Annotated in this window: 21 protein-coding genes and 1 pseudogene; 12 read left to right on the top strand and 10 right to left on the bottom strand. The window is 70.7% G+C overall.

Features of this window, described 5'->3' with window-relative positions:
- Window positions 1-324: 324 nt before the first annotated feature.
- Window positions 325-1,149, bottom strand: coding sequence for a Fic family protein (locus ACZ63F_RS41005; protein ID WP_469718952.1), 825 nt, complete (start codon window positions 1,147-1,149; stop codon window positions 325-327).
- Between the two features lie 100 nt (window positions 1,150-1,249).
- Here ACZ63F_RS41005 and ACZ63F_RS41000 point away from each other — a divergent pair, with 100 nt between their 5' ends.
- Window positions 1,250-2,230 (top strand): ATP-binding protein, encoded by a 981-nt coding sequence (locus tag ACZ63F_RS41000; protein ID WP_469718950.1) that lies wholly within the window; start codon window positions 1,250-1,252, stop codon window positions 2,228-2,230.
- 24 nt (window positions 2,231-2,254) lie between these two features.
- On the opposite strand, the gene ACZ63F_RS40995 is transcribed toward ACZ63F_RS41000, so the two are convergent.
- Window positions 2,255-3,517 (bottom strand): polysaccharide deacetylase family protein, encoded by a 1,263-nt coding sequence (locus ACZ63F_RS40995; protein WP_469718949.1) that lies wholly within the window; start codon window positions 3,515-3,517, stop codon window positions 2,255-2,257.
- 281 nt (window positions 3,518-3,798) lie between these two features.
- Here ACZ63F_RS40995 and ACZ63F_RS40990 point away from each other — a divergent pair, with 281 nt between their 5' ends.
- From ACZ63F_RS40990 to ACZ63F_RS40965, 6 genes and pseudogenes are all read left to right on the top strand, one after another.
- Complete coding sequence (locus ACZ63F_RS40990) at window positions 3,799-6,237, top strand: SulP family inorganic anion transporter (protein ID WP_469718947.1); 2,439 nt, start codon at window positions 3,799-3,801, stop codon at window positions 6,235-6,237.
- A gap of 430 nt (window positions 6,238-6,667) precedes the next feature.
- The gene (gene acs, locus ACZ63F_RS40985) at window positions 6,668-8,626 is read left to right on the top strand and encodes an acetate--CoA ligase (protein WP_469718945.1); all 1,959 of its coding nucleotides are present in this window, start codon (window positions 6,668-6,670) and stop codon (window positions 8,624-8,626) included.
- Window positions 8,627-8,835: 209 nt separating this feature from the next.
- Window positions 8,836-10,287: pseudogene (gene nhaA, locus ACZ63F_RS40980) on the top strand (Na+/H+ antiporter NhaA).
- 77 nt (window positions 10,288-10,364) lie between these two features.
- Window positions 10,365-10,853 (top strand): phage holin family protein, encoded by a 489-nt coding sequence (locus ACZ63F_RS40975; protein ID WP_352367006.1) that lies wholly within the window; start codon window positions 10,365-10,367, stop codon window positions 10,851-10,853.
- A complete protein-coding gene (locus tag ACZ63F_RS40970) occupies window positions 10,850-11,770 on the top strand; it encodes an alpha/beta fold hydrolase (RefSeq protein WP_351960865.1) in 921 nt (306 codons plus the stop codon). Before ACZ63F_RS40975 ends, ACZ63F_RS40970 begins: the two co-directional genes overlap by 4 nt.
- Window positions 11,771-11,897: 127 nt before the next feature.
- A complete protein-coding gene (locus ACZ63F_RS40965) occupies window positions 11,898-12,077 on the top strand; it encodes a hypothetical protein (RefSeq protein ID WP_351960864.1) in 180 nt (59 codons plus the stop codon).
- Between the two features lie 27 nt (window positions 12,078-12,104).
- On the opposite strand, the gene ACZ63F_RS40960 is transcribed toward ACZ63F_RS40965, so the two are convergent.
- From ACZ63F_RS40960 to nth, 3 genes are all read right to left on the bottom strand, one after another.
- Window positions 12,105-13,304, bottom strand: a complete 1,200-nt coding sequence (locus ACZ63F_RS40960) for a MarP family serine protease (RefSeq protein ID WP_469718943.1) — start codon at window positions 13,302-13,304, stop codon at window positions 12,105-12,107.
- 122 nt (window positions 13,305-13,426) lie between these two features.
- Window positions 13,427-14,131 carry an NUDIX hydrolase gene (locus ACZ63F_RS40955; RefSeq protein WP_351960862.1) on the bottom strand — a complete coding sequence of 235 codons (705 nt, stop codon included), beginning with the start codon at window positions 14,129-14,131 and terminating at the stop codon, window positions 13,427-13,429.
- 100 nt (window positions 14,132-14,231) lie between these two features.
- Window positions 14,232-15,332 carry an endonuclease III gene (gene nth, locus ACZ63F_RS40950; protein ID WP_469718941.1) on the bottom strand — a complete coding sequence of 367 codons (1,101 nt, stop codon included), beginning with the start codon at window positions 15,330-15,332 and terminating at the stop codon, window positions 14,232-14,234.
- A gap of 276 nt (window positions 15,333-15,608) precedes the next feature.
- Between nth and ACZ63F_RS40945 the strand changes: the two genes are divergently transcribed.
- Together ACZ63F_RS40945 and ACZ63F_RS40940 are read left to right on the top strand one after the other, a co-directional pair.
- On the top strand, window positions 15,609-16,283 hold the full coding sequence (locus ACZ63F_RS40945) for a Crp/Fnr family transcriptional regulator (RefSeq protein ID WP_018547939.1): 675 nt from the start codon (window positions 15,609-15,611) through the stop codon (window positions 16,281-16,283).
- Between the two features lie 95 nt (window positions 16,284-16,378).
- Window positions 16,379-17,209 carry a nucleotidyltransferase domain-containing protein gene (locus ACZ63F_RS40940; protein ID WP_469718940.1) on the top strand — a complete coding sequence of 277 codons (831 nt, stop codon included), beginning with the start codon at window positions 16,379-16,381 and terminating at the stop codon, window positions 17,207-17,209.
- 7 nt (window positions 17,210-17,216) lie between these two features.
- Here the strand turns inward: ACZ63F_RS40940 and ACZ63F_RS40935 are convergent, their stop codons facing one another.
- The 4 genes from ACZ63F_RS40935 to ACZ63F_RS40920 form a co-directional block, all read right to left on the bottom strand.
- Window positions 17,217-18,059: an MBL fold metallo-hydrolase gene (locus tag ACZ63F_RS40935; RefSeq protein ID WP_469718938.1), complete on the bottom strand. Its 843-nt coding sequence runs from the start codon at window positions 18,057-18,059 to the stop codon at window positions 17,217-17,219.
- A 2-nt stretch (window positions 18,060-18,061) separates the two neighbouring features.
- Window positions 18,062-18,937 (bottom strand): NUDIX hydrolase, encoded by an 876-nt coding sequence (locus ACZ63F_RS40930; RefSeq protein ID WP_469718936.1) that lies wholly within the window; start codon window positions 18,935-18,937, stop codon window positions 18,062-18,064.
- A gap of 73 nt (window positions 18,938-19,010) precedes the next feature.
- The gene (locus tag ACZ63F_RS40925) at window positions 19,011-19,475 is read right to left on the bottom strand and encodes a RidA family protein (protein ID WP_093500161.1); all 465 of its coding nucleotides are present in this window, start codon (window positions 19,473-19,475) and stop codon (window positions 19,011-19,013) included.
- The gene (locus ACZ63F_RS40920; protein WP_019992579.1) at window positions 19,475-19,633 is read right to left on the bottom strand and encodes a DUF4177 domain-containing protein; all 159 of its coding nucleotides are present in this window, start codon (window positions 19,631-19,633) and stop codon (window positions 19,475-19,477) included. The genes ACZ63F_RS40925 and ACZ63F_RS40920 overlap by 1 nt, the downstream gene beginning before the upstream one ends.
- 107 nt (window positions 19,634-19,740) lie before the next feature.
- Between ACZ63F_RS40920 and bagA the strand changes: the two genes are divergently transcribed.
- Window positions 19,741-20,718 carry an ATPase BagA gene (gene bagA, locus ACZ63F_RS40915; protein ID WP_352366999.1) on the top strand — a complete coding sequence of 326 codons (978 nt, stop codon included), beginning with the start codon at window positions 19,741-19,743 and terminating at the stop codon, window positions 20,716-20,718.
- Window positions 20,715-22,136: an ATPase BagB gene (gene bagB / locus ACZ63F_RS40910; protein ID WP_469718934.1), complete on the top strand. Its 1,422-nt coding sequence runs from the start codon at window positions 20,715-20,717 to the stop codon at window positions 22,134-22,136. The genes bagA and bagB overlap by 4 nt, the downstream gene beginning before the upstream one ends.
- A gap of 11 nt (window positions 22,137-22,147) precedes the next feature.
- Here the strand turns inward: bagB and wblA are convergent, their stop codons facing one another.
- Complete coding sequence (gene wblA, locus ACZ63F_RS40905) at window positions 22,148-22,486, bottom strand: transcriptional regulator WblA (protein WP_132856581.1); 339 nt, start codon at window positions 22,484-22,486, stop codon at window positions 22,148-22,150.
- Between the two features lie 560 nt (window positions 22,487-23,046).
- On the opposite strand from wblA, the gene ACZ63F_RS40900 reads away from it, so the two are divergent.
- A complete protein-coding gene (locus tag ACZ63F_RS40900) occupies window positions 23,047-25,350 on the top strand; it encodes a transglycosylase domain-containing protein (RefSeq protein ID WP_469718932.1) in 2,304 nt (767 codons plus the stop codon).
- The last annotated feature ends 135 nt before the right edge of the window (window positions 25,351-25,485 follow it).

The raw sequence follows: 25,485 nt of genomic DNA, 5'->3' as shown, positions 1-25,485 counted from the left end.
AAAGTAAAGAACTGCAGGCAGGGGTTCCGCTTGCTCCGGGCTTGCAGTACAAAGGGGTTAGCGGCCCGCGAGACCAAAGGACATCCGAGAGGATCACCTTTAAAACGCATTTGGCCCCACGGACCGAGCATGAACACCGGGCACCCACGCGACGTCGACCCGTCGATTACGGGCCAGCCGCACCAGGTGACGGGCAAAGTACCCGACCTGATGGGCGACACATCGAGGACGCTTGGTAACCCGGTGAGCATGCCAGCGGCGGTACGGGCCCCTCGTACCGCCGCAACCCTTTCCCGAGGCCTCACGCGACCTTCCGGACGGCTCCTACGCCGCCCCGCGCTGCAGCGCCTCGCACACCGCCGTCGACTCGCGCACGCCGAGTTCGACCGCACGCCCGCAGTGCGCGATCCAGGCCGCCATCCCTTCCGGAGTACCGGAGACATAGCCGTCCAGGGCCGCCAGGTAGGAGGCGCGGCCCAGTTCGGCGTGGCCCACCTCGGCGGGGCAGATCGCCTTGGGGTCGAGGCCACTGCCGATGAGCACGATCCGCTCGGCCGCGCGGGCGACCAGCCCGTTGCAGGAGGTGAAGGGCCGCAGCGCGAGCAGTTCGCCGTGCACCACGGCGGCCGTGACCAGCGCGGGCGCCGCACTGCCCGCGACGATGAGTTCGGCGAGCCCCTCAAGGCGTGCCGACACCTCGTCGGCATCCGGCAGCTCCACTTCCACCAGCGGCTCGTCGACGCGCTCGCCGGCCCGGCGCGGCCGGCCGACCTCGTCGCCGCCCGGCGCGGCCGCCACGAGGTGCAGCCGGGCCAGCACCCGCAGCGGCGACTGCCGCCAGATGGACAGCAGCTGGCCCGCCTCCGCGGTCAGCCGCAGGGCCGCGCCGACCACGCGCGCGTCGCCGTCCACACCGAAGTCGGAGCGCCGCCGCACCTCCTCCAGTGCCCAGTCCGCGCCGGACAGTGCGGCACTGCCCCGGGCGGCCCGCAACGCGGCCTCCGAGGTGACGGCATTGCTGCGGCGCCGCATGATCCGGTGCCCGTAGACCCGGTCCACGGCCTTGCGCACGGACTCCACGGACTCGGCCACCCCGGGCAGCGCGCCCAGGGCCGCGAGAGGATCGGCGGTCGCACCTGTCGTACTCATGAGTACGACAGTACGCACCCCACCCTGGGGCTCCACGAAGGAGTGGTCTTCTTCACTCCACATGACACACAACGCAACCATGCGACTACTCTTCGTGAACATGAAAATTGCTTTCGTCGGAAAGGGCGGCAGCGGCAAGACCACGCTCTCCTCCCTGTTCATCCGCCATCTCGCGGCCGTCGGGGCGCCGGTCGTCGCCATCGACGCCGACATCAACCAGCACCTGGGCCCCGCGCTCGGCCTCGACGACACGGAGGCGGAGGCACTGCCCGCGATGGGCGAGCGGCTCTCCCTGATCAAGGACTACCTGCGTGGCCACAACCCGCGCATCGCATCCGCCGCGACCATGATCAAGACCACCCCGCCCGGCGAGGGTTCACGGCTGGTCCGGGTACGGGAGCCCAATCCGGTCTACGACGCCTGCGCGCGGCCGGTGGAACTCGACGGCGGCGCCGTCCGTTTGATGGTCACCGGGCCCTTCACGGACGCCGACCTGGGGGTCTCCTGCTACCACTCCAAGACGGGCGCGGTGGAGCTGTTCCTGAACCACCTCGTCGACGGCCCCGACGAGTACGTCGTGGTGGACATGACGGCGGGCTCGGACTCCTTCGCCTCCGGCATGTTCACCCGCTTCGACATCACCTTCCTCGTCGCCGAGCCGACCCGGAAGGGGGTCTCCGTCTACCGCCAGTACAAGGAGTACGCCCGGGACTTCGGCGTCGTCCTGAAGGTCGTGGGCAACAAGGTGCAGGGGCAGGAGGACATCGACTTCCTGCGCTCGGAGGTCGGGGACGACCTGCTCGTCACGGTCGGGCAATCGGACTGGGTGCGCGCCATGGAGAAGGGCCGCCCACCCCGGTTCGACCTCCTGGAGGACCCCAACTCCCGTGCCCTGCGCGCCCTGAAGGTGGCCACCGACGCGACGTACCAGCTGCGGGACTGGGAGCGCTACACCCGGCAGATGGTCCACTTCCACCTGAAGAACGCCCTGACCTGGGGCAACGAGCGCACCGGGACCGACCTGGCGGCGCAGATCGACCCCGGCTTCGTGCTCGGCGAGGGAGTGGCCGCCCCCGCGTGACGGGCGGCGGCCCCGGCTCGGCGCCTACTGCTTGACGGCCGGCGCCCCGGGCACCCCCTTCGGTGCCGGGGCGGGACGGCCGGACAGGAAGGACGCCCAGCCCTGCCGCGGGGCCTCGCCCACGTTCAGAGTGCGCAGCCTCGCCAGGACCTGCGGGTCCTGGGCGTCCAGCCAGTCGGCCAGCTGGTGGAAGGAGACACAGCGCACCTCGGGCTTGTTGCAGACGTCCGCGACGACCTCGTCGAGGGCACGCATGTAGGTGCCGCCGTTCCAGGACTCGAAGTGATTGCCGATGACGAGCGGTGCGCGGTTGCCGTTGTAGGCCCGGTTGAAGCCCTGGAGCAGCCCGTCGCGCATCTGGTCGCCCCAGTAGTCGTACTTGTCGGGGTCGCCCTGGGTCGACGTGCCGGACTGGTTGACCATGAAGTTGTAGTCCATGGTCAGCTGCTCGTAGGTGTGGCCGGGGAAGGGGACGAGCTGCATCGACAGGTCCCACAGCCCTTCCCTCTTCTTGGGCCATACCTGGTTGTTGACGCCACTGGTGTCGTAGCGGAAGCCGAGCTGGCTCGCCGCTCTGACGAAGTTCTTCTGGCCCTCCAGGCAGGGGGTACGGGCGCCGATGAGCTCCTTGTCGTAGTCGAAGGGCAGCGGTGCGGCGTCCTTCATGCCGGTATTGGTCTTCCAGGTCTTCACGAACTGCTTGGCCTGGGCGATCTCGCTCTTCCACTCGGCCACCGACCACTCGCCGACCCCGCCGTCGGGGCCGCAGAAGTGCCCGTTGAAGTGGGTGCCGATCTCGTTGCCCTCCAGCCAGGCCAGCCGTAGCTGTTTGACCGTGTCGGTGATGCCCTGCTCGTCGTTGAAGCCGATCTCGGAGCTGCCGGGCGAGTGCTGCGGGGGCCGGTACAGGTCACGCTTCTCCTCGGGCAGCATGTAGACGCCGCTGAGGAAGAACGTCATGTTCGCGTGGTTCTCCTTGGCGACCTTGCGGAAGTGCGAGAACAGCTTCTGGCTGTCCTCGCCCGAACCGTCCCAGGAGAACACCACGAACTGCGGTGGCTTCTCACCGGCCTTGAGCCGCTCGGGCCGGGGCAGATGCGGCTGCGTCCCGGTGTACGCGGTGGACCCGTCGCCGATCAGACGGACCACGCTCTGGGGCGCCGGCGCTCCCTTCTGCGGTCCGGGTGCCCCTTCCTCGGAGTTGGTACCGGTCGCGCAACCGGCGACCGACGCGGCACAGGCCGCGGCGGCCACGGCACCGACCGCAATCCTCTGGGTGGCGGCCAATTCCGCTCACCTTCTTCCTTCTCTCGGCTGACGCCGATGACGGCGTTTCATGGCGATGTGCCGGATATCTGCCGACAGCGCGGCCAAGATCGCATAGGACCGAGAGAGGGATTAATACGACAAGCCGATGAACTGCTCACTTCACCCATGGAGGTGAACGGGTGCCCCATTTGCGCAGAAAATCCATGCCGGACCTTTACTCTGCATTACGGTTCATTTACTGAACGTTGATTCATCCCGCCCAGATCCGCGACCGCGCCGCCCCGGAGGAGACGGGAAACATGTCATCAGCCTGCGTACCCGCCCACCCCGAGAGCCTCGGCCCCGCCCGAGCCACAACTCCCCACGCAGTCCCCGGCACTGACCGGCCGCACCACCCGCCCACGCCCCCACGTCGCCGCCGCCTGGCGGGCGCCGACCTGTCCGCGTCCGTCGCGGTGTTCCTGATCGCCCTCCCACTGTCCCTGGGCATCGCCCTCGCCACGGGTGCCCCGCTCCAGGCCGGCCTGGTGGCGGCGGCCGTCGGCGGACTGGTCGCCGGCCGGCTCGGCGGCTGTCCGCTCCAGGTCAGCGGCCCCGCGGCCGGACTCACGGTGGTCACCGCCGACCTGATCCACCGGTACGGCTGGCGGGCCACCTGCGGCATCACCGTCCTCGCCGGGCTGGCCCAACTGGGCCTGGGCTGCCTGCGCGTGGCCCGCACCGCGCTCGCCGTCAGCCCGGCGGTGGTGCACGGCATGCTCGCCGGCATCGGCGTCACCATCGCCGTCGCCCAGCTGCACATCGTCCTCGGTGGCACCCCGCAGAGCTCGGTCCTCGCCAACGTCCTGGCACTGCCCGCCCAGTTGGCGAACCTGCACCCGGCCGCGGTGGCGATCAGCGCACTGACCCTGACCCTGCTGCTGGGCTGGCCCCGGATCCCGGGCAGGGCGGGCCGCCTGCTGGGCACGGTCCCGGCCGCCCTGGTCGCGGTCGCCGGTGCCACCGCGGCCGCCTCGCTCACCGGGCTCACCCTGCCCCGGGTCGACCTGCCGTCCTGGAGCAGCCATGCCCTGGCGGGACTGCCCGAGGGGCCGGTGCTCGGCATCGCCGCCGCCGTGCTCACCACCACGCTGGTGTGCAGCGTGCAGTCGCTGCTGGGCGCGGTCGCCGTGGACAAGCTGGTGACAGGCGGTACCGGACCCCAGTCCCGGATCGGCCGCTCGGACCTGGACCGGGAACTGCTCGGTCAGGGTGCAGCCAACATCGTGTCGGGGGCGCTCGGCGGGCTGCCGGTCGCGGGGGTCGCGGTGCGCAGTTCGGCGAATGTGAAATCCGGTGCCCTGAGCCGGAACTCCACGATGCTGCACGGCGTTTTCGTAGTAGTCGCCGCGCTGCTGATGGTCCCGGTCCTGGACCTCATCCCGCTCGCCTCGCTCGCCGCCCTGGTGATGGCCGTCGGCATCCAGATGGTGTCCCTGCACCACATCCGCACGGTGACCCGCCACCGCGAAGTGCTGGTGTACGCCGTCACCACGCTCGGGGTGGTTGCCCTCGGCGTCCTGGCGGGCGTGGTCCTCGGGGTCGCCGTGGCCGTCGCCCTCGCCCTGCACCGCCTCGCCCGCACCCGCATCACCCACGAAGAGAAGGGAGGAGTCCATCACGTACACGTAAGAGGACAGCTGACGTTCCTCGCGGTGCCCCGGCTCAGCAGAGTCCTGCATCTCGTACCCCAAGGCGCCGACGCCGTGGTGGAGTTGGACGGTTCGTTCATGGACCACGCGGCGTACGAGTCACTGTGGGACTGGCGCAGGGCGCACACCGCGCAGGGCGGCTCCGCCGAGCTGACCGGTTACCGCGCGGGCGTCAGCTCACCGGAGTACGGCCATGGCCCGGAGCACGCCCACGGGCCGGGGGACAGTCGCCGCCCCGGACAGCACGCGGGTCACGGACCCGGACAGCCCGCGGGTCACGGCCCCGGACAGCGTGCAGGTCTCGGTCCCGGACAGCGTGCAGGTCTCGGTCCCTGGCGCCGGCCCGGGAGATCCGCCGGTGGCGGTCATGAACTCGCCCGCGGGATCAGCGCGTTCCAGCGCGACACCGCTCCCCTGGTCCGGGAGGAGCTGGCCCGGCTGGCGCGCGAGGGGCAGCGGCCCTCTCAGCTCTTCCTCGCCTGCGCCGACTCCCGGCTCGTCACCTCGATGATCACCTCCAGTGGTCCCGGTGACCTGTTCGTGGTCCGCAACGTGGGCAACCTGATCCCTCTTCCGGGTGAGGAGAACGGGGACGACTCGGTGGCGGCCGCGATCGAGTACGCGGTGGACGTGCTGAAGGTGCGCTCCATCACGGTGTGCGGGCACTCCGGGTGCGGCGCGATGCAGGCGCTGCTCGGCTCCGGGACCGGGGGCGCGGCGACCCCGCTCGGGCGGTGGCTGCGGCACGGGCTGCCGAGCCTGGCACGGCTGGCCGACGAGGGCGGAGCGGGGGTCCGGCTGGCCGGGCGGGCGGCGGCGGACACGGTGGAGCGGCTGTGTCTGGCCAACGTGGTCCAGCAGTTGGAGCACCTGCGGGCGCACGACTCGGTGGCGCGGGCGCTGGCGGCGGATGCGCTGGAGCTGCACGGGATGTACTTCCATGTGGGCGAGGCGCAGGCGTACCTGCTGCACCGGGGCGGTGCGGACGGCGAGGGCGGGGTGTTCGAGGGGGTGCCCGGCACGGAGGAGCTGCCCAGCCCGGCGTGAGCGACGCGATGTCCTGGCCCGCCGGCACCATCCGGTCGGCATCGGCAGGGTCGGCCGGGTGGGCCGGGCCGGTGAGCACCGGCGGTTCCGGTGGGCATCGGCGGGTCCGGCGGGGCCGGTGTGCATCGGCCGTGCCGGTGAACACCGGCGGGGCCGGTGTGCATCGGCCGTGCCGGTGAACACCGGCGGGGCCGGCGTGCACCGGCGGGTCCGGCGTGCGTCGGCGGGTCCGGTGTGCACCGGCACGCCGGACCCTGGCAGGCTCGGCGTGTCCGGCGGCGGCAGCCCGGCCGCGGCACCCCCGCCGCACGCCGCCCCGCCGCGCCCTGATAGGTCTAAACCAATTATTCGGCGGCCCTTGTCACCGGGGCCCCAGGTCTGATGAGCTGTGGCCTGGGACACAACGGACACCCTTCGAAAGGGAGATGTCGTGAGCAACGAAAGCCTGGCCAACCTCTTGAGGGAGGAGCGACGCTTCGCGCCGCCCGCTGACCTGGCCGAGAAAGCCAATGTCACGGCCGAGGCGTACGAGCAGGCCAAGGCTGACAGGCTCGGCTTCTGGGCCGCGCAGGCCCGCCGCCTGACCTGGGCCAAGGAGCCGACCGAGACGCTGGACTGGTCGAACCCGCCGTTCGCCAAGTGGTTCAAGGACGGCGAGCTCAACGTCGCGTACAACTGCGTGGACCGGCACGTGGAGGCCGGACTCGGCGACCGGGTCGCCATCCACTTCGAGGGCGAGCCCGGCGACAGCCGCGCGATCACCTACGCCGAGCTGAAGGACGAGGTCTCCAAGGCGGCCAACGCCCTGCTGGAGCTCGGAGTCCAGAAGGGCGACCGGGTCGCGGTCTACATGCCGATGATCCCGGAGACGGCGATCGCGATGCTCGCCTGCGCCCGGATCGGCGCCGCGCACTCCGTGGTCTTCGGCGGCTTCTCGGCGGACGCGCTGGCCACCCGGATCCAGGACGCGGACGCCAGGGTCGTCATCACCTCCGACGGCGGCTACCGGCGCGGCAAGCCGGCCGCGCTGAAGCCGGCCGTGGACGAGGCGGTCGGCAAGGCGGGCAACGTCGAGCACGTGCTGGTCGTGCGCCGCACCGGGCAGGAAGTGGCCTGGGACGACTCACGGGACGTGTGGTGGGACGAGATCGTCGAGCGGCAGTCGGCAGAGCACACGCCGGAGGCCTTCGACGCCGAGCACCCGCTGTTCATCCTCTACACGTCCGGTACGACGGGTAAGCCGAAGGGCATCCTGCACACCTCGGGCGGCTACCTCACCCAGGCGGCGTACACGCACTGGGCGGTCTTCGACCTCAAGCCGGAGACGGACGTGTACTGGTGCACGGCCGACGTCGGCTGGGTGACCGGCCACTCGTACATCGTGTACGGGCCGCTGGCCAACGGCGCGACCCAGGTGATGTACGAGGGCACCCCGGACACCCCCCACCAGGGGCGGTTCTGGGAGATCGTACAGAAGTACGGGGTGACGATCCTGTACACGGCGCCCACCGCGATCCGCACGTTCATGAAGTGGGGCGACGACATCCCGGCGAAGTTCGACCTGAGCAGCCTGCGGGTGCTCGGGTCGGTCGGCGAGCCGATCAACCCCGAGGCGTGGATCTGGTACCGCAAGCACATCGGCGCCGACCGGACGCCGATCGTGGACACCTGGTGGCAGACCGAGACCGGCGCGATGATGATCTCGCCGCTGCCGGGCGTCACCGCGACCAAGCCCGGTTCCGCGCAGACCCCGCTGCCCGGCATCTCGGCGACGGTCGTCGACGACGAAGCGGGCGAGGTACCGAACGGCGGTGGCGGCTACCTGGTGCTGACCGAGCCGTGGCCGTCGATGCTGCGCACGATCTGGGGCGACGACCAGCGGTTCCTGGACACGTACTGGTCGCGGTTCGAGGGCAAGTACTTCGCCGGTGACGGTGCGAAGAAGGACGACGACGGCGACATCTGGCTGCTCGGCCGGGTCGACGACGTCATGCTCGTCTCCGGGCACAACATCTCGACGACCGAGGTGGAGTCGGCGCTGGTGTCCCACCCGGCGGTGGCCGAGGCCGCCGTGGTCGGCGCGGCGGACGAGACGACCGGTCAGGCGATCGTCGCCTTCGTGATCCTGCGCGGCACGGCGAACGCCGAGGACGAGAACCTCATCGCCGACCTGCGCAACCACGTCGGCGCGACGCTCGGCCCGATCGCCAAGCCCAAGCGCGTCCTGCCGGTTGCGGAGCTGCCGAAGACCCGCTCCGGCAAGATCATGCGCCGGCTGCTGCGCGACGTCGCCGAGAACCGCCAGCTCGGTGACGTGACGACGCTGACCGACTCGACGGTCATGGACCTCATCCAGGCGAAGCTGCCGGCGGCGCCGAGCGAGGACTGACCCCGACCGGCCCGTCCGTGAGGGGCCCGCGGGGCTCGAAGGGCGCCCGGCGCGAAACGCGCCGGGCGCTCTTTTTGCACCTACCGTGAGACTCACCTGGCAACTCCCGCCACACCTTAGGTAAACTAAGCAAAGTAGCGTGATCCAAAGGTGTGCCGGGAAGTCTGGTCGGCAAGTAGCCCTGTCCTGCCCACCGACCGGAGGTTCCCGTGTCCGCGCCCCGCACCGCACCCGTCCGGAAGGTCCTCGGGCGGCTCTCGCTGCCCGAGCGGACCATCGTGGCGGACGCGCTGCGGACCGAGACCGTCGGCGGTGTGCTGCTGCTCGTCGCCGCGATAGCCGCGCTGGTCTGGGCGAACGTACCCGGGCTCCGCCACGGCTACGAGAGCGTCGCCGACTTCCACTTCGGCCCCGGCGCCCTCGGCCTGAACCTCTCCGTCGCCCACTGGGCCGCCGACGGCCTGCTCGCCGTCTTCTTCTTCGTCGCCGGCATCGAGCTCAAGCGGGAGCTGGTGGCAGGCGACCTGCGGGACCCGAAGGCGGCCGTCCTCCCCGTGGTCGCCGCGCTGTGCGGAATGGCCGTACCCGCGCTCGTCTACACCCTGACCAACCTCGCCGACGGCGGCTCCACACAGGGCTGGGCGGTGCCCACGGCCACCGACATCGCCTTCGCGCTGGCCGTGCTCGCGGTGATCGGCACCTCGCTGCCGGGCGCCCTGCGCGCCTTCCTGCTCACCCTCGCGGTCGTCGACGACCTGTTCGCGATCCTGATCATCGCAGTCTTCTTCACCGAGCGGATCCACTTCGCCGCGCTCGGCGGCGCGGTCCTCGGCCTCGCGGTCTTCTGGCTGCTGCTGCGCAAGGGCGTGCGCGGCTGGTACGTGTACGTCCCGCTCGCGGTCGTGATCTGGGCGCTGATGTACAACAGCGGCGTGCACGCGACCATCGCAGGTGTCGCCATGGGCCTGATGCTGCGCTGCACCACCCGCGAGGGCGAGCAGCACTCCCCCGGAGAGCACGTCGAGCATCTGGTGCGGCCGCTGTCGGCGGGGCTGGCCGTGCCCCTGTTCGCGCTCTTCAGCGCCGGTGTGAAGGTGTCCGGAGGGGCACTCGGCGACGTCTTCACCAAGCCGGAGACGCTCGGCGTGGTCCTCGGCCTGGTGGTCGGCAAGGCGGCCGGGATATTCGGCGGGACCTGGCTGACCGCCCGGTTCACCCGGGCCTCGCTCAGCGAGGACCTCGAATGGGCGGACGTCTTCGCGGTGGCCACGCTGGCCGGCATCGGCTTCACGGTCTCGCTGCTCATCGGCGAACTCGCCTTCGCCGGCGACACCGTGCTCACCGACGAGGTCAAGGCCTCCGTGCTCACCGGCTCGCTCATCGCGGCCCTGTGCGCCACGGTGCTGCTGAAGATACGGAACACCCGCTACCGCAGGCTGGTCGAGGCCGAGGAGCGGGACGACGACCTCGACGGCATCCCGGACGTCTACGAGCAGGACGACCCGGCGTACCACCTGCGGATGGCGGAGATCTACGAGCGGAAGGCCGCCGAACACCGCAGGATCGCGGCGGAGAAGGCCGCCTCCTAGGGCGCCGGCGGGCGGGACGCGCTTGCCGAAGTGCCGGGCGGGGCAGGCGAGCAGGGCGGCCGTCCGGCATGATCTGACGAGACGGTACAAAAGGACCGGTGCAAAAAGGGCCGGTGCACAAGACGACGAAGACGCAGAGGGAGACCGCGATGAGCGCACCCGACGGCAGCCCGGTCGGTGCCGAACGCAGCATCGGCCAGCTGTTCGCCTCGGCCACGGCCGAGATGTCGGCGCTGGTGCACGACGAGATCGCGCTGGCCAAGGCCCAGCTGAAGCAGGACGTCAAGCGGGGCGCGACGAGCGGTGGCGCGTTCTCGGCGGCCGGGGTGCTGCTGCTGTTCTCCCTGCCCATGCTCAACTTCGCGCTGGCGTACGGCATTCGGACCTGGAGCCACTGGAATCTCGCGATCTGCTTCCTGCTCTCCTTCGCGGCGAACGTCCTGGTGGCCGTCGTCCTCGCGCTGATCGGCGTGGTGTTCGCGAAGAAGGCCAAGAAGGGCCAGGGCCCGCAGAAGGTGGCCGCCTCCATGAAGGAGTCGGCGGGCGTGCTGCAGAACGCCAAGCCGCATCCGCGCCCGGAACTTCCCCGGGACGACGTACGCGCCATCGAGGCCGCTGTGGGACGCTCGTCGTCATGACGGACCCCGCTCCCTCGGCCGTGCGGCTGGAGGGCCCCTGGACGCACCGGGACGTCGCCGCCAACGGCGCCCGCTTCCACATCGCCGAGCTCGGCGACGGACCTCTGGTCATGCTGGTGCACGGCTTCCCGCAGTTCTGGTGGGCCTGGCGGCACCAGCTGGTCGCGCTCGCCGATGCGGGCTTCCGGGCCGTCGCCATGGACCTGCGGGGCGTCGGCGGCAGCGACCGCACCCCGCGCGGCTACGACCCGGCGAACCTCGCCCTCGACATCACCGGCGTGATCCGGTCCCTCGGCGAGCCGGACGCCGCGCTGGTCGGTCACGACCTGGGCGGCTACCTGGCGTGGACGGCGGCCGCGATGCGCCCCAAGCTGGTACGACGGCTCGCGGTGGTGTCCATGCCGCACCCGCGGCGCTGGCGCTCGGCGATGCTCCGGGACCGCCGGCAGACCGCCGCCGCCTCCTACATCTGGGGCTTCCAGCGGCCCTGGATCCCCGAGCGGCAGCTCACCGCCGACGACGGGGCGCTGGTCGCCCGGCTGATCCGGGACTGGTCCGGGCCGCGGCTGCCGGACGACGAGGCCGTGGAGACGTACCAGCGGGCGATGTGCATCCCCTCCACCGCGCACTGCTCGATCGAGCCGTACCGCTGGCTGGTGCGCTCGCTGGCGCGCCCGGACGGCATCCAGTTCAACCGCAGGATGAAGCGCCCGGTGCGCGTCCCGACGCTGCACCTGCACGGTTCCCTGGACCCGGTCACCCGCACCCGCAGCGCGGCCGGCTCCGGCGAGTACGTCGAAGCGCCCTACCGCTGGCGGCTGTTCGACGGGCTGGGGCACTTCCCGCACGAAGAGGACCCGGTGGGCTTCTCCGCCGAACTGGTCAACTGGCTGAAAGACCCCGAACCCGACCGGTGACCGCGCCGATGCGCCCGGTATCCGGATCTGGACACCTGTTCTACGAACGGCCACATGCCCGGCGCATAGGCCGATTGAGGGGCGCGCGGGAGGTTATCGACCTTGGGGCAGGGGCAGACGTCGGGGTATGGGCTGGACGCACGACTACAGTGACGCACCCCGCAGCCGCCGTACGACAGGCGGCCCGAACCCCTACCGGGGAGCCGCCCCGCAGCTGCCGGGCACAGACCTCAGGGTGGGGATTCCGCACATTCTGCGCCGCCGGGCCCGCTGGGTCTCGGTACGTCTGCGCCACACCCGCGGCTGACCCCTCGAGCGAGCCCCGCACGGGCCTCTAGAGGGCGCAGCTGTCGGTGCCCACCTGCTGGCTCGCGGTACGGCCCCGGGCGATGTCCGCCTGGATCTCGTCGGCCGTGAGGGCGTAACCGGTGTCGGCGTCGTCCAGCGACTTCGCGAAGACGACCCCGTACACCCTGCCCTGGGGCGTGAGCAGCGGGCCGCCGGAGTTGCCCTGGCGGACGGTCGCGTACAGCGAGTAGACGTCACGGCGGACGGTGCCGCGGTGGTAGATGTCCGGACCGTTGGCCGTGATCCGGCCGCGCACCCGGGCGGGCCGGACGTCGTACGAACCGTTCTCGGGGAACCCGGCGACGATCGCGCTGTCCGTCGTCTCCGCGTCCTTGGCGGAGAACTGCAGCGACCTGGCCCGCAGGTCCGGCACGTCCAGTACGGCGATGTCGCGCTGCCAGTCGTAGAGGACGACCTTGGCGTCGTACTTGCGGCCCTCGCCGCCGATCTGGACGGTGGGCTCGTCGACGCCGCCGACGACGTGCGCGTTGGTCATGACACGGCGGTCGGCGAAGACGAAGCCGGTGCCCTCCAGGATCTTGCCGCAGCTCTGCGCGGTGCCCGTCACCTTGACGATGGACCGCTTGGCGTTGGTGGCCACCGCGCTGTTGGCGAGGGCCGGGTCGGGTGGCGAGACGTCGGTGATCGGCTCGTTGGCGAAGGGACTGAAGACCTGCGGGAAGCCGTTCTGCGCGAGGACCGCGGAGAAGTCCGCGAACCAGGTGTCGGCCTGGTTGGGCAGCGCTCTGGACACCCCGAGCAGCACCTTGGAACTGCGTACCTCCTTGCCGAGCGTCGGCAGGGTGGTGCCCGCGAGGGCGGAGCCGATCAGCCAGGCGACCAGCAGCATCGCCACCACGTTGACCAGCGCGCCGCCGGTGGCGTCCAGGGCGCGGGCCGGGGACCAGGTGATGTACCGGCGCAGCTTGTTGCCCAGGTGGGTGGTGAGGGCCTGGCCGACGGAGGCGCAGACGATGACGACGACCACGGCGACGACCGCGGCGGTGGTGCTCACCTCGGCGTTGTCGGTCACCGCGTCCCAGATCACCGGCAGGGCGTAGACGGCGGCGAGCCCGCCGCCCAGGAAGCCGATCACCGACAGGATGCCGACGACGAACCCCTGGCGGTAGCCGACGATCGCGAACCACACGGCGGCGACCAGCAACAGGATGTCCAGCACGTTCACCGAGTCAGGCCTCGCCTCGTCGCTTCGCGGTCTCTACAGGTCGGCCGGGGGTCCGGCCCGCCGCGAGGCGGCGGCAACGGGACACGGCGTCCCCCGGATGACATGGCACGGTGGACACCCTGTCATGACCGCCAGTCGAGCGGGACCAGCTTCTCGCGGTCCCAGGAGCGCTCCCATCCCGCATAGTGCAGCAGGCGGTCGATCACCCCGGCCGTGAACCCCCACACCAGGGTCGATTCGACCAGGAATGCCGGACCTCGGTGACCGCTGGGGTGCACGGCGGTGGCCCGGTTGGCCGGATTCGTGAGATCCGCCACGGGGACCGTGAAGACCCGCGCCGTCTCGTTCGGATCGACCACGCCCACCGGTGTCGGCTCGCGCCACCAGCCCAGCACCGGGGTGACCACGAACTCGCTCACCGGGATGTACAGCCTGGGCAGCACCCCGAACAGCTGGACCCCGGCCGGATCCAGCCCGGTCTCCTCCTCGGCCTCGCGGAGAGCGGCCCGCAGCGGCCCGTCGGCCTTCGGGTCGCCGTCCTCGGGGTCGAGGGCACCGCCGGGGAAGGAGGGCTGCCCGGCGTGCGAGCGCAGCGAACCGGCCCGCTCCATCAGCAACAGCTCGGGCCCCTGCTCTCCCGCGCCGAAAAGGATCAGCACGGCCGACTGCCGCCCCGCCCCGTTCTCCGGCGGCAGGAAGCGGCTCAGCTGGAGGGGCTTGACCGTCTCGGCGGCCCGCACCACCGGGCCGAGCCACTCCGGAAGCCCCTCCTTGCTCAGTGCCACATCCCCGCGGGCACCGCCCGTCTGTGCCTTGCTGTGTGTCACGGCATCCCCCGTCCTGTCCTGCTCCCCCGCCCTGCTGCCCGTTCCAACGCCCGCAGTCTCCTTGATCGTTCCGTTCTCCGTCCCTGGGAAGACCCCTGGGTCATGTCCCTGATACGGCGCCCAGTGGCGGCGCCGGCCTGCCGCCCGCGTCCAGATACGCCTGCGGCGGCTTGAGCCGCTGGCCGGGGAAGCCGCCCTTCTCGTACTTGAGCAGCTTCTTCGCCTTCTCCGGGTCGGTCTCGCCCTCCCCGTAGGCCGGGCAGAGCGGGGCGATCGGGCAGACGCCGCAGGCGGGCTTGCGGGCGTGGCACATCCGGCGGCCGTGCCAGATGACGTGGTGCGACAGGTCGGTCCACTCGCTCTTGGGGAACAGCGCGCCGACGGCCGCCTCGATCTTGTCGGGGTCGGTCTCCGTGGTCCATCGCCACCGCCTCACCAGGCGCTGGAAGTGCGTGTCCACGGTGATGCCGGGGCGCCCGAAGGCGTTACCGAGCACGACGAACGCGGTCTTGCGGCCGACGCCGGGCAGCTTGACGAGGTCGTCGAGCCGCCCCGGCACCTCGCCGCCGAACTGCTCGACCAGGCCCTTGGACAGCCCTATCACCGACTTGGTCTTCGCCCGGAAGAACCCGCACGGCCGCAGGATCTCCTCGACCTCCTCGGGGTTGGCGGCGGCGAGGTCCTCGGGGGTGGGGTACTTCGCGAACAGCGTCGGGGTGGTCTGGTTGACCCTGAGGTCGGTGGTCTGGGCGGACAGCACCGTGGCGACCAGGAGCTGGAAGGGGTTCTCGAAGTCCAGCTCGGGGTGGGCGTACGGGTAGACCTCGGCGAGCTCGCGGTTGATCCGGCGGGCCCGGCGCACCAGCGCGGCCGGCGACTCGGGCTTCCCGGCCGGCTGGGGCTGCGGCTGCTCGACGGCAGCCTTCGCGACCGTTGCGGTCTTCTTGGCGGTCGCCGTCTTCGCGGCCGTCTTCTTGGCCGCGGTCTTCTTGGCAGCCGCCTTCTTCGCCGCCGGCGCCGTCTTCTTCGCGGCGGTCTTCTTCGCGGCGGTCTTCTCCACCGCCGTTTCCTCCACCGCCGTTTCCTCCACCGCCGCCTTCTTCACCGCCGCCTTCTTCACCGCAGCCTTCTTCGCGGCTTTCACCGCCTTTGCCGCCTTTTTCGGTTCACCGGCGGCTGCATCGGACCCTTGTTCGCCCACAGCGGAATCACCTCGTACAACCACCCGCCCAGCCCCCTTGGCCTGTGCTCTCACCGGCGTTTTGGACACCCGGCCAGCCTAAAGCCCGGCACCGACATCCGCCCCGGACCCGGAAGATCAGCCCCCGATTGGACCCCTGCCGCTTACCTCGGCACACCTGTGCGGCATCCTTGTGACAGATCACACTGTTTGGACGGTCCGGCAAGATGGGGAACACGGTCCCCTGGTACCAAGGGGGAGCAAGATCCCCTGAGCAGGTCGACAAGGAGAGAACTCGTGGACGACGTTCTGCGGCGCAACCCGCTCTTCGCGGCGCTCGATGACGAGCAGTCCGCGGAGCTGCGTGCCTCCATGAGTGAGGTGACCCTCGCGCGTGGCGACTCCCTTTTCCACGAGGGCGACCCGGGCGACCGGCTCTACGTCGTCACCGAGGGAAAGGTCAAGCTCCACCGCACCTCCCCCGACGGCCGGGAGAACATGCTGGCCGTCGTCGGCCCCGGCGAGCTGATCGGCGAGCTGTCGCTGTTCGATCCGGGCCCGCGCACGGCGACCGCCACCGCGCTGACCGAGGTCAAGCTGCTGGGCCTCGGCCACGGCGACCTCCAGCCCTGGCTGAACGCCCGTCCCGAGGTGGCCACGGCCCTGCTGCGCGCCGTCGCCCGCCGGCTGCGCAAGACCAACGACGCCATGTCCGACCTGGTCTTCTCCGACGTACCGGGCCGGGTCGCACGTGCCCTGCTGGACCTCTCCCGCCGCTTCGGCGTGCAGTCCGAGGAGGGCATCCACGTCGTCCACGACCTCACCCAGGAGGAGCTGGCCCAGCTGGTCGGCGCGTCCCGCGAGACCGTGAACAAGGCGCTGGCGGACTTCGCCCAGCGCGGCTGGCTGCGCTTGGAAGCGCGGGCCGTGATCCTGCTGGACGTCGAGCGGCTGGCGAAGCGGTCCCGGTAGGCGCCGGATCTCTGGGGGCTGTTGCCCCCGGACCCCCGCATCATCGGCCTCCGGCCCCGTCCTCGAGCGCCGGGCGGGCTGATATGTGGTTTCCCATGTCTGAAGAAGTCGCGTCCCGGGGCCTCGATCCCCTGGGTTTCATCGAGCGCGAGGGCTCGCACGCGCGCGTGCCGCGCGTCTTCCGGCCCGTGGTCGCCGCCGCCCGCGACCGGCTCCTGGACGTCTTCGGGGCGCGCCTGGACAGTGCCTACCTCTACGGATCGATCCCGCGCGGCACCGCGCGCGTCGGGCGCAGCGACCTGGATCTGCTGGTCGTGCTGAGCGAGGAGCCGACCGGCGCCGACCGGGACGCGGCCCGCCTGCTCGGCGAGGCCGTCGACAAGGAGTTCCCGGAGATCGACGGCGTCGGGACCCTGCTCTACTCCCGCGCGCGGGTGCTCAGCGAGCCGGAGCGGTACGACATCGGCTGGTTCGTGGCCTGCCTGTGCACCCCGCTGCTCGGCGAGGACCTCGCCGAGTTCCTGCCCCGCTACCGCCCCGACTCGCTGCTCGCCCGCGAGACCAACGGCGACCTGGCCCGGTACCTGCCGCGCTGGCGGGAGCGGATCTCGGCCACGGACTGCACCGAGGAGGCCCTGCGGCCCCTGGTGCGCTTCATGTCGCGCCATCTCGTCCGCACCGGCTTCACCCTCGTCATGCCCCGCTGGAACGGCTGGACCAGCGATCTGCGGGAGATGGCCGAGGCGTTCGCCGGCTACTACCCGGAGCGGGCCGAGCAGCTGCGCCGGGCGGCCGTGCTGGGGTACGAGCCGGTCGGCGACCGTGCCGTACTGCTGTCGTACGTGGACGACCTCGGCCCCTGGCTGGCGGACGAATACGCGCGCGTGCACGGCGTCAAGGCGCCACAACCGCAGAACCGGTCCTAGATCGGTCCTAGATCTCGGCCTGGATCAGCCCGTGCTCGGTCAGGTAGTCCATCTGGGCCCGCACCGACAGTTCCGCCGCCGGCCACAGGGAGCGGTCCACATCGGCGTAGACGTGGGCGACGACCTCGGCGGGGCTGCGGTGGCCGTTCTCGACGGCCGTCTCGACCTGGGCCAGCCGGTGGGCGCGGTGGGCCAGGTAGAACTCGACGGCGCCCTGGGCGTCCTCCAGCACCGGTCCGTGGCCCGGCAGGACGGTGTGGACGCCGTCGTCGACCGTCAGCGAGCGCAGCCGTCGCAGCGAGTCCAGGTAGTCGCCAAGACGGCCGTCAGGGTGCGCCACGACCGTCGTACCGCGCCCCAGGACGGTGTCGCCGGTCAGGACCGCGCGGTCGGCCGGGAGGTGGAAGCTGAGGGAGTCCGCGGTGTGGCCCGGGGTGGGTACGACCCGCAGCTCGAGGCCGCCGGTCGTGATCACGTCACCGGCGGCCAGGCCCTCGTCGCCGAGCCGCAGCGCCGGATCGAGGGCACGCACGCGCGTGCCGGTCAGTTCCGCGAACCGTACGGCCCCCTCGGCGTGGTCCGGATGGCCGTGGGTGAGCAGGGTGAGCGCGACGCGCTTGCCGGCCTTCTCGGCCGTGTCGACGACGTTCTTGAGGTGGCCGTCGTCCAGTGGACCCGGGTCGATCACGACGGCCAGGTCGGAGTCGGGCTCGGCGACGATCCAGGTGTTGGTGCCGTCCAGGGTCATCGCGGAGGCGTTGGGCGCCAGCACGTTGACGGCCCGCACGGTGGCGGGCCCGGGGAGGACTCCGCCGCGCGGCTGGCCGGGCAGGGCTGCTGCGTCCGTCATGGTCAGGCTCCACCGGTCGTCAGGTCGGTCGGTATGCGCTTGGTGAACTCGTCGTGGCCCGGCCAGGTCAGGACGATCTCGCCGTCCGCCAGCCGGGCGCTGGCGAGCACCGGGGTCATGTCCCGCGCGGGTGCCGCCGCGAGCGTCTCGGCGGCCGTGCCGTACGGCAGGAGCTGGCGCAGCGTGGCGATGGTGGGCGGCATCATCAGCAGCTCGCCCCTGTCGTAGCCGACGGCGGCCTCCGCGGGGCGGATCCACACCGTGCGGTCGGCCTCGGTGGAGGCGTTGCGGGTGCGCTGGCCCGCGGGCAGGGCGGCCACGAAGAACCAGGTGTCGTAGCGACGGCTCTCGAACTCCGGGGTGATCCAGCGCGTCCAGGCGCCCAGCAGGTCCGAGCGCAGGACCAGGCCCCGCCGGTCCAGGAACTCGGCGAAGGACAGGTCACGGGCGACCAGGGCCGCGCGGTCGGCCTCCCAGTCGTCCCCGGTGGTGTCCCCGACGACGGCGTCCGGGGCGGGACCGGCGAGCAGCACGCCGGCTTCCTCGTACGTCTCCCGGACGGCCGCGCAGACGATCGCCTGGGCGCCCGCCTCGTCGACACCGAGCCGTTCGGCCCACCACGCGCGCGTGGGGCCCGCCCAGCGGACCTGGTGGTCGTCGTCGCGCGGGTCGACACCACCGCCCGGATACGCGTACGCGCCTCCGGCGAAGGCCATGGAGGCGCGTCTGCGCAGCATGTGGACGACGGGACCGTCCGGGGTGTCCTTCAGGAGCAGCACGGTGGCCGCGCGCTTCGGGGCCACCGGCACGAGGGTGCCCTCCGCGTGTGCGCGGATGCGGTCCGGCCACTCGGGGGGATACCACTGTCCATCGGCCATTACCGGAGGCTATCCCGTGGGGAGCGAATGTTCGAGAGGTGCCTCGGCGGATCACCCCCGCGGTTCCGTCCGGCTACGGCTCCAGCTCGACCTGGACCTCGACCTCGACCGGCGCGTCCAGCGGCAGCACCGCGACGCCCACCGCGCTGCGCGCGTGCACGCCCTTGTCGCCGAGGACCTCGCCGAGCAGTTCGCTGGCGCCGTTGATCACGCCCGGCTGCCCGGTGAAGTCGGTCGCGGAGGCGACGAAGCCGACGACCTTCACCACACGCGCGACGCGGTCCAGGTCACCGGCGACGGACTTCACGGCGGCCAGGGCGTTCAGCGCGCAGACGCGGGCCAGCTCCTTGGCCTCCTCGGCGGTGACCTCGGCCCCGACCTTGCCGGTGACCGGGAGCTTGCCGTCCACCATCGGCAGCTGGCCGGAGGTGTAGACGTACGCACCGGACCGCACGGCCGGCTGGTAGGCGGCGAGCGGCGGGACGACCGCGGGCAGCGTGAGACCGAGTTCGGCCAGTTTGGCCTCCACGGCGCCCATTACGGCTTCTCCCGCTTCAGGTAGGCCACGAGCTGCTCGGGGTTGTTGGGCCCGGGGACGACCTGGACGAGCTCCCAGCCGTCCTCGCCCCAGGTGTCCAGAATCTGCTTCGTGGCATGGACGAGCAGCGGCACGGTTGCGTATTCCCACTTGGTCATGGGGCCGACTGTATCCGCTGTGACGGACGGGACACGTGGCCCACCGCACGCACGGTTATCCACAGCCTCCCGCGTGAGTCTCCGGCCGACTGGTTAGTCTCGAAGATGTGAGCAGGCTCCAGGTCGTCAGCGGCAAGGGCGGGACCGGAAAGACGACGGTCGCCGCCGCACTCGCGCTGGCCCTCGCGACCGAGGGGAAGCGGACGCTTCTCGTGGAGGTCGAGGGCCGGCAGGGCATCGCCCAGCTCTTCGAGACGGAGGCGTTGCCCTACGAAGAGCGGAAGATCGCGGTGGCGCCGGGAGGCGGTGAGGTCTACGCGCTCGCCATCGATCCCGAACTGGCCCTTCTGGACTACCTCCAGATGTTCTACAAGCTCGGCGGGGCGGGCCGGGCGCTGAAGAAGCTGGGCGCGATCGACTTCGCCACCACCGTCGCGCCCGGCCTCAGGGACGTGCTGCTGACCGGCAAGGCGTGCGAGGCGGTGCGCCGGAAGGACAAGGCCGGGCGCTTCATCTACGACTACGTCGTCATGGACGCCCCGCCGACCGGCCGCATCACCCGCTTCCTGAACGTCAACGACGAGGTGGCCGGGCTGGCCAAGATCGGCCCGATACACAATCAGGCGCAGGCGGTGATGCGGGTGCTGAAGTCCAAGGAGACGGCCGTGCACATGGTCACCCTGCTGGAGGAGATGCCGGTCCAGGAGACCGCCGACGGCATCGCCGAACTGCGGGCCGCGCGGCTGCCGGTGGGCCGGGTCATCGTGAACATGGTCCGGCCGGAGGTGTTGGACGCCGCCGATCTGGAACTCGTACGGACCGTGCCGCGCACCGCCGTGGCGCAGACGCTGTCGGCGGCCGGGCTCGGCGGGGCGCGGCGCGGCGGGAAGGCCGAGCAGCTGGTGGACCCGCTGCTCGCGCAGGCCGCCGAGTACGCCGAGCGGTACGCGCTGGAGCACGAGCAGCGCGCGGTCCTCGCCGAGCTGGACCTGGAGCGGCACGAACTGCCGCTGCTCGCCGAGGGGATGGACCTGGCGGGCCTGTACGAACTCGCCCGCGAACTGCGGAAACAGGGGATGTCATGACTCCGGACCCGGCCGAGGCGCAGGACGACGCCCGGCGCCTGTCGCACGCGCCCGCGCTCGAGGTAGATCCGCTGCTCGACGATCCGGAGACCCGGATCGTGGTGTGCTGCGGCTCGGGCGGCGTCGGGAAGACCACCACCGCGGCGGCCCTGGGCCTGCGGGCGGCCGAGCGGGGCCGCAAGGTCGTCGTACTGACCATCGACCCGGCCAAGCGGCTCGCGCAGTCCATGGGCATCGACTCGCTGGACAACGTGCCGCGGCGGGTGAAGGGCACCGAGGGCCCCGGCGAACTGCACGCCATGATGCTCGACATGAAGCGCACCTTCGACGAGGTCGTCGAGGCGCACGCGGACGCCGCGCGGGCGGCCGCCATCCTGGCCAACCCCTTCTACCAGTCACTCTCGGCGGGCTTCGCGGGCACGCAGGAATACATGGCGATGGAGAAGCTGGGCCAGCTGCGGGCCCGGGACGAGTGGGACCTGATCGTGGTCGACACCCCGCCCTCCCGCTCCGCGCTGGACTTCCTGGACGCGCCGAAGCGGCTCGGCTCCTTCCTGGACGGCCGGCTGATCCGGCTGCTGACCGCCCCCGCGAAGCTCGGCGGCCGTGCGGGCATGGCCTTCCTGAACGTCGGCATGTCGATGATGACCGGCACGCTCGGCAAACTGCTCGGCGGGCAGCTGCTCAAGGACGTACAGACGTTCGTGGCGGCGATGGACACGACGTTCGGCGGGTTCCGCACCCGCGCGGACGCGACGTACAAGCTGCTTCAGGCGCCGGGTACGGCGTTCCTGGTGGTGGCGGCTCCGGAGCGGGACGCGCTGCGTGAGGCCGCGTACTTCGTGGAGCGGCTGGCTGCGGAGGACATGCCCCTGGTCGGTCTGGTCCTCAACCGGGTCCACGGAAGCGGCGCCGCCCGGCTGTCGGCCGAGCGCGCGGTCGCCGCCGCGGAAAATCTTGAGGAGCCCCGCATTGTCGATCAGGGGGGCGGGAAAGCTGGACTTCGTAACTCTCCCGACACGTACGGCAGTTCTGAATCACCCGCGCCCGCGCCGTCCGAGTCCCGGCCCGACGGATCCCCCTCGTCAGGGCCCGCGGACACGACTGTGGACATGACTGCGGACATGACGGCGGACACGGCTGACGAATCCCCCTCGTCAGCAAGCCTGTCGTCACAAAGTCCGTCGTCGGAAAGCCCGGACCGCACCGTCGACCAGCTCACCGCAGGCCTGCTGAGGCTGCACGCCGAGCGCATGCAGCTGCTCTCCCGCGAGCAGCGCACACGTGACCGCTTCACCGCGCGCCACCCCGAGGTGGCCGTGGTGGAGGTGGCCGCGCTGCCCGGCGACGTGCACGACCTCACGGGGCTGCGGGACATCGGCGACCGGCTCGCGGCCGGCCGGCCGGAGCTGCCGTAGACCTGTCCGGTCTAGCTCACGGCCGCGTAGTTCTCGTACACCTCGTCGCTGTCGAGGGGGACGATCCCGGTCCCCCGCTCGTACTCCGAGCGCGCTGTCTCCAGGAGCCTGCGCCAGGAGGTCACGGTGGGCCGGCGGCGCAGCAGTGCGCGACGCTCCCGCTCCGTCATGCCTCCCCACACGCCGAACTCGACGCGATTGTCCAGCGCGTCGGCCAGGCATTCCGTGCGTACCGGACACCCGGTGCACACCGCCTTGGCCCTGTTCTGCGCTGCTCCCTGAACGAACAGTTCATCCGGATCGGTAGTGCGGCAGGCAGCCTGCGCACTCCAGTCGGTTACCCAGCCCATACCGGCGCCGTCCTCTCCCGAATCGAGGCTCCCCCACGGCGGCAGCGGCATATTCACCGCCGCCAGTTGAGGACGTTACGGAAGGTGGGCACAGCGCAACACCCCCTTCGGGCCCAATCTTGAATGGCCCGAACGGACTATGGGTAAGCGGCAGATCACCCGCGGGAGTGAGCTGGCGACATGCGTGATGATCGCGGCAAAACCGGACAGCTGCGATGCGTCACAACGGACGCCGAGTGACACACGAGGCGGATTCGGACACGCCATCAACACCTGACCCGAAAAAAATCGGGCAGGTTCCGGAACGATTCGGGGTCGCCGGACGTATTGATACGTGGCCGCACTGCTGTGACAGTTGAGAGCAGCTTAGGCCAAGGCCTGTACGCGTGTCCGGCGAATGGCAAGGTAGACCGTTCATGTCGTCGTGCCGTCGGGCAGAGCATGCCGTGCGGTCGGTCGGGGTGCGCCGGGTCGCCCTCTATGTCACGATCCGGCACTCGAACATCCCGAGAGCCACCCGCTCCCCGGGAACGGCCAGGACTACGGATTAGGCTGCCTCCATGCCAAAGAAGCGCTCGGGCGGTGGTCTGTCGACCACACAGCAGGCCGCCAAGTTCCTCGGTGTCAGTGTGCTCGCGGGAGCCGTGATGGCGGGCATCGCGCTGCCCGCGGCCGGGGCCCTGGGTCTCGCGGCCAAGGGTTCGGTCCAGGGCTTCGACGAGATCCCGGCCAACCTGAAGAGCCCGCAGCTGAGCCAGCGCACCAGGATCCTCGACAGCGAGGGCAATCAGATCGCCCAGGTCTACTCCCGTGACCGCACGGTGGTGGAGCTCAAGGACATCTCGCCGTACATGCAGAAGGCGATCGTCGCGATCGAGGACTCGCGCTACTACCAGCACGGCGCCATCGACCTGAAGGGCGTGCTGCGCGCGCTGAACAAGAACGCGCAGAGCGGCGGGGTCGCCCAGGGCGCGTCCACGCTCACCCAGCAGCTGGTGAAGAACTACTTCATCGAGGAGGCCGGCGACGACCCGACCAAGGTCGCCGAGGCCACCCAGCAGACCCTCGGCCGCAAGGTCAAGGAGCTGAAGTACGCGATCCAGCTGGAGGAGAAGCTCGGCAAGAAGAAGATCCTCGAGAACTACCTGAACATCACCTTCTTCGGCGAGCAGGCCTATGGCATCGAGGCCGCCTCCCAGCGCTACTTCTCCCAGCACGCCAAGGACCTCAACCTCCAGCAGTCCGCCCTGCTGGCCGGCATCGTCCAGTCGCCGAGCCGTTACGACCCCGTCAACGACGAGGCCGAGGCCACCAAGCGGCGCAACGTCGTCCTCGAACGCATGGCCCAACTCGGCGACATCTCCCAGGCGGAGGCCGACAAGGCCAAGGAGGCCCCGCTCGGCCTGCACGTCACCCAGCCGAAGAACGGCTGCATCACCGCGGTCAAGGGCGCCGGGTTCTTCTGCAAGTACGTCGAGAACGTCTTCCTGACCGACCCGACCTTCGGCAAGACCCGCGAGGCGCGCGCCAAGCTCTGGAACCAGGGCGGCCTGACCATCCGCACCACCCTGGACCCGCAGGCGCAGGACTCGGTGCAGGCGTCGATCAAGGACCACGTCTACAAGTCCGACTCGGTCGCGGCCGCCGCCACCCTCGTGGAGCCCGGCACCGGCAAGATCCTGGCGATGGGCCAGTCGAAGCCGTACGGCTACAACAAGAACGAGACCGAGTACAACTTCTCGGTCGACCGGGACTACGGCGGCTCCAACTACGGCTTCCCGACGGGTTCGACGTTCAAGCCGTTCGTGGCCGCGGCCGCCATCGAGGGCGGCACGCCGGCGACACAGGAGTACTCGTCGCCGTACAAGATGAACTACCCGAGCCCCGTGCAGCAGTGCAACGGCAAGCAGTGGGTCAACACGGACGGCGAGCAGGTTCAGAACGAGAACGAGTCCGAGGTCGGGCCGTACCAGATGAAGAAGGCGATGGCGAAGTCCATCAACACCTACTTCGTCCAGCTGATCTCCGACATCGGCCTGTGCCCGGTGGTCAAGATGACCGACGCGCTCCACGTGCACCAGGGCGACGGCTCGAAGCTCCCCGAGACCCCGTCGATCGCCCTCGGCGCGATCGGCCTGTCGCCGCTGACCATGGCGAGCGCGTACGCCACCTTCGCCGACCGCGGCATGTACTGCACCCCGGTCGCCATCGAGTCGATCACCCAGAAGGTCGGCAACGAGCAGAAGTCGATCCCGGTCCCGAAGTCGACCTGCTCGCGGGCGATGAGCGAGAAGACCGCCGACACGATCAACACCCTGCTGCGCGGTGTGGTCGACTCCGGTACCGGCCAGCAGGCGGGCCTCGACGACCGGGAGAGCGCGGGCAAGACGGGTACCACGGACTCCCGCAAGAACGCCTGGTTCGTCGGCTACACGCCCAACCTCGCGGGCGCGGTCTGGGTCGGCAGCGCGAAGCAGAACGTCGAGATGACCAACATCACCATCGGCGGCGTCTACCACTCCGAGGTCTTCGGCGCCGACACCCCGGGCCCGATCTGGAAGGACGCCATGACGGGCGCCCTGGAGGGCAAGGCCGACGAGTCCTTCAACCTCGTGGACATCCCGGACGAGAACAACCACGACAAGGGCCACGGGAACGACAACGGAAACGGCGGCAACGACAACGGCGGCCTGATCGGCGGTCTCATCGGCGGCAACGACACCGGTGGCAACGCCACCGGCGGGACGACGGACGGCTCGACGAACGGCGGCGCCAACCCGAACCCGACCTTCTCCCTCCCCGCCGGCTTCATCCAGGGGAACGCGAACGGGGGCCGCAACGGGAACGGCGGGAACCGGGGCTGATCCTCGGCCCGGGTCGGGGCTGATCCTCAGCTCCGACCCGGTACGACGGCGGGGGGGGGGGGGGGGGGAGGGGGGGGGGGGTGGGGGCGCGGCGCCGTGGCTGTTCTTTCACTCCTTGGGCGGGTGCTCCCCCCT

This window comes from Streptomyces sp. NPDC104761, from assembly GCF_055583445.1.
Note: the sequence above shows the minus strand (reverse complement) of the source record. Positions and strands in the feature narration are given on the sequence as shown.

What these genes read in the sequence shown, in the direction of transcription:
- ACZ63F_RS41005 (WP_469718952.1), bottom strand. Translation starts at nt 1,149, where the DNA reads ATGAGTACGACAGGTGCGACCGCCGATCCTCTCGCGGCCCTGGGCGCG.
- ACZ63F_RS41000 (WP_469718950.1), top strand. Translation starts at nt 1,250, where the DNA reads ATGAAAATTGCTTTCGTCGGAAAGGGCGGCAGCGGCAAGACCACGCTC.
- ACZ63F_RS40990 (WP_469718947.1), top strand. Translation starts at nt 3,799, where the DNA reads ATGTCATCAGCCTGCGTACCCGCCCACCCCGAGAGCCTCGGCCCCGCC.
- ACZ63F_RS40975 (WP_352367006.1), top strand. Translation starts at nt 10,365, where the DNA reads ATGAGCGCACCCGACGGCAGCCCGGTCGGTGCCGAACGCAGCATCGGC.
- ACZ63F_RS40970 (WP_351960865.1), top strand. Translation starts at nt 10,850, where the DNA reads ATGACGGACCCCGCTCCCTCGGCCGTGCGGCTGGAGGGCCCCTGGACG.
- ACZ63F_RS40965 (WP_351960864.1), top strand. Translation starts at nt 11,898, where the DNA reads ATGGGCTGGACGCACGACTACAGTGACGCACCCCGCAGCCGCCGTACG.
- ACZ63F_RS40940 (WP_469718940.1), top strand. Translation starts at nt 16,379, where the DNA reads ATGTCTGAAGAAGTCGCGTCCCGGGGCCTCGATCCCCTGGGTTTCATC.
- ACZ63F_RS40935 (WP_469718938.1), bottom strand. Translation starts at nt 18,059, where the DNA reads ATGACGGACGCAGCAGCCCTGCCCGGCCAGCCGCGCGGCGGAGTCCTC.
- ACZ63F_RS40930 (WP_469718936.1), bottom strand. Translation starts at nt 18,937, where the DNA reads ATGGCCGATGGACAGTGGTATCCCCCCGAGTGGCCGGACCGCATCCGC.
- ACZ63F_RS40925 (WP_093500161.1), bottom strand. Translation starts at nt 19,475, where the DNA reads ATGGGCGCCGTGGAGGCCAAACTGGCCGAACTCGGTCTCACGCTGCCC.
- ACZ63F_RS40920 (WP_019992579.1), bottom strand. Translation starts at nt 19,633, where the DNA reads ATGACCAAGTGGGAATACGCAACCGTGCCGCTGCTCGTCCATGCCACG.
- bagB (WP_469718934.1), top strand. Translation starts at nt 20,715, where the DNA reads ATGACTCCGGACCCGGCCGAGGCGCAGGACGACGCCCGGCGCCTGTCG.
- wblA (WP_132856581.1), bottom strand. Translation starts at nt 22,486, where the DNA reads ATGGGCTGGGTAACCGACTGGAGTGCGCAGGCTGCCTGCCGCACTACC.
- ACZ63F_RS40900 (WP_469718932.1), top strand. Translation starts at nt 23,047, where the DNA reads ATGCCAAAGAAGCGCTCGGGCGGTGGTCTGTCGACCACACAGCAGGCC.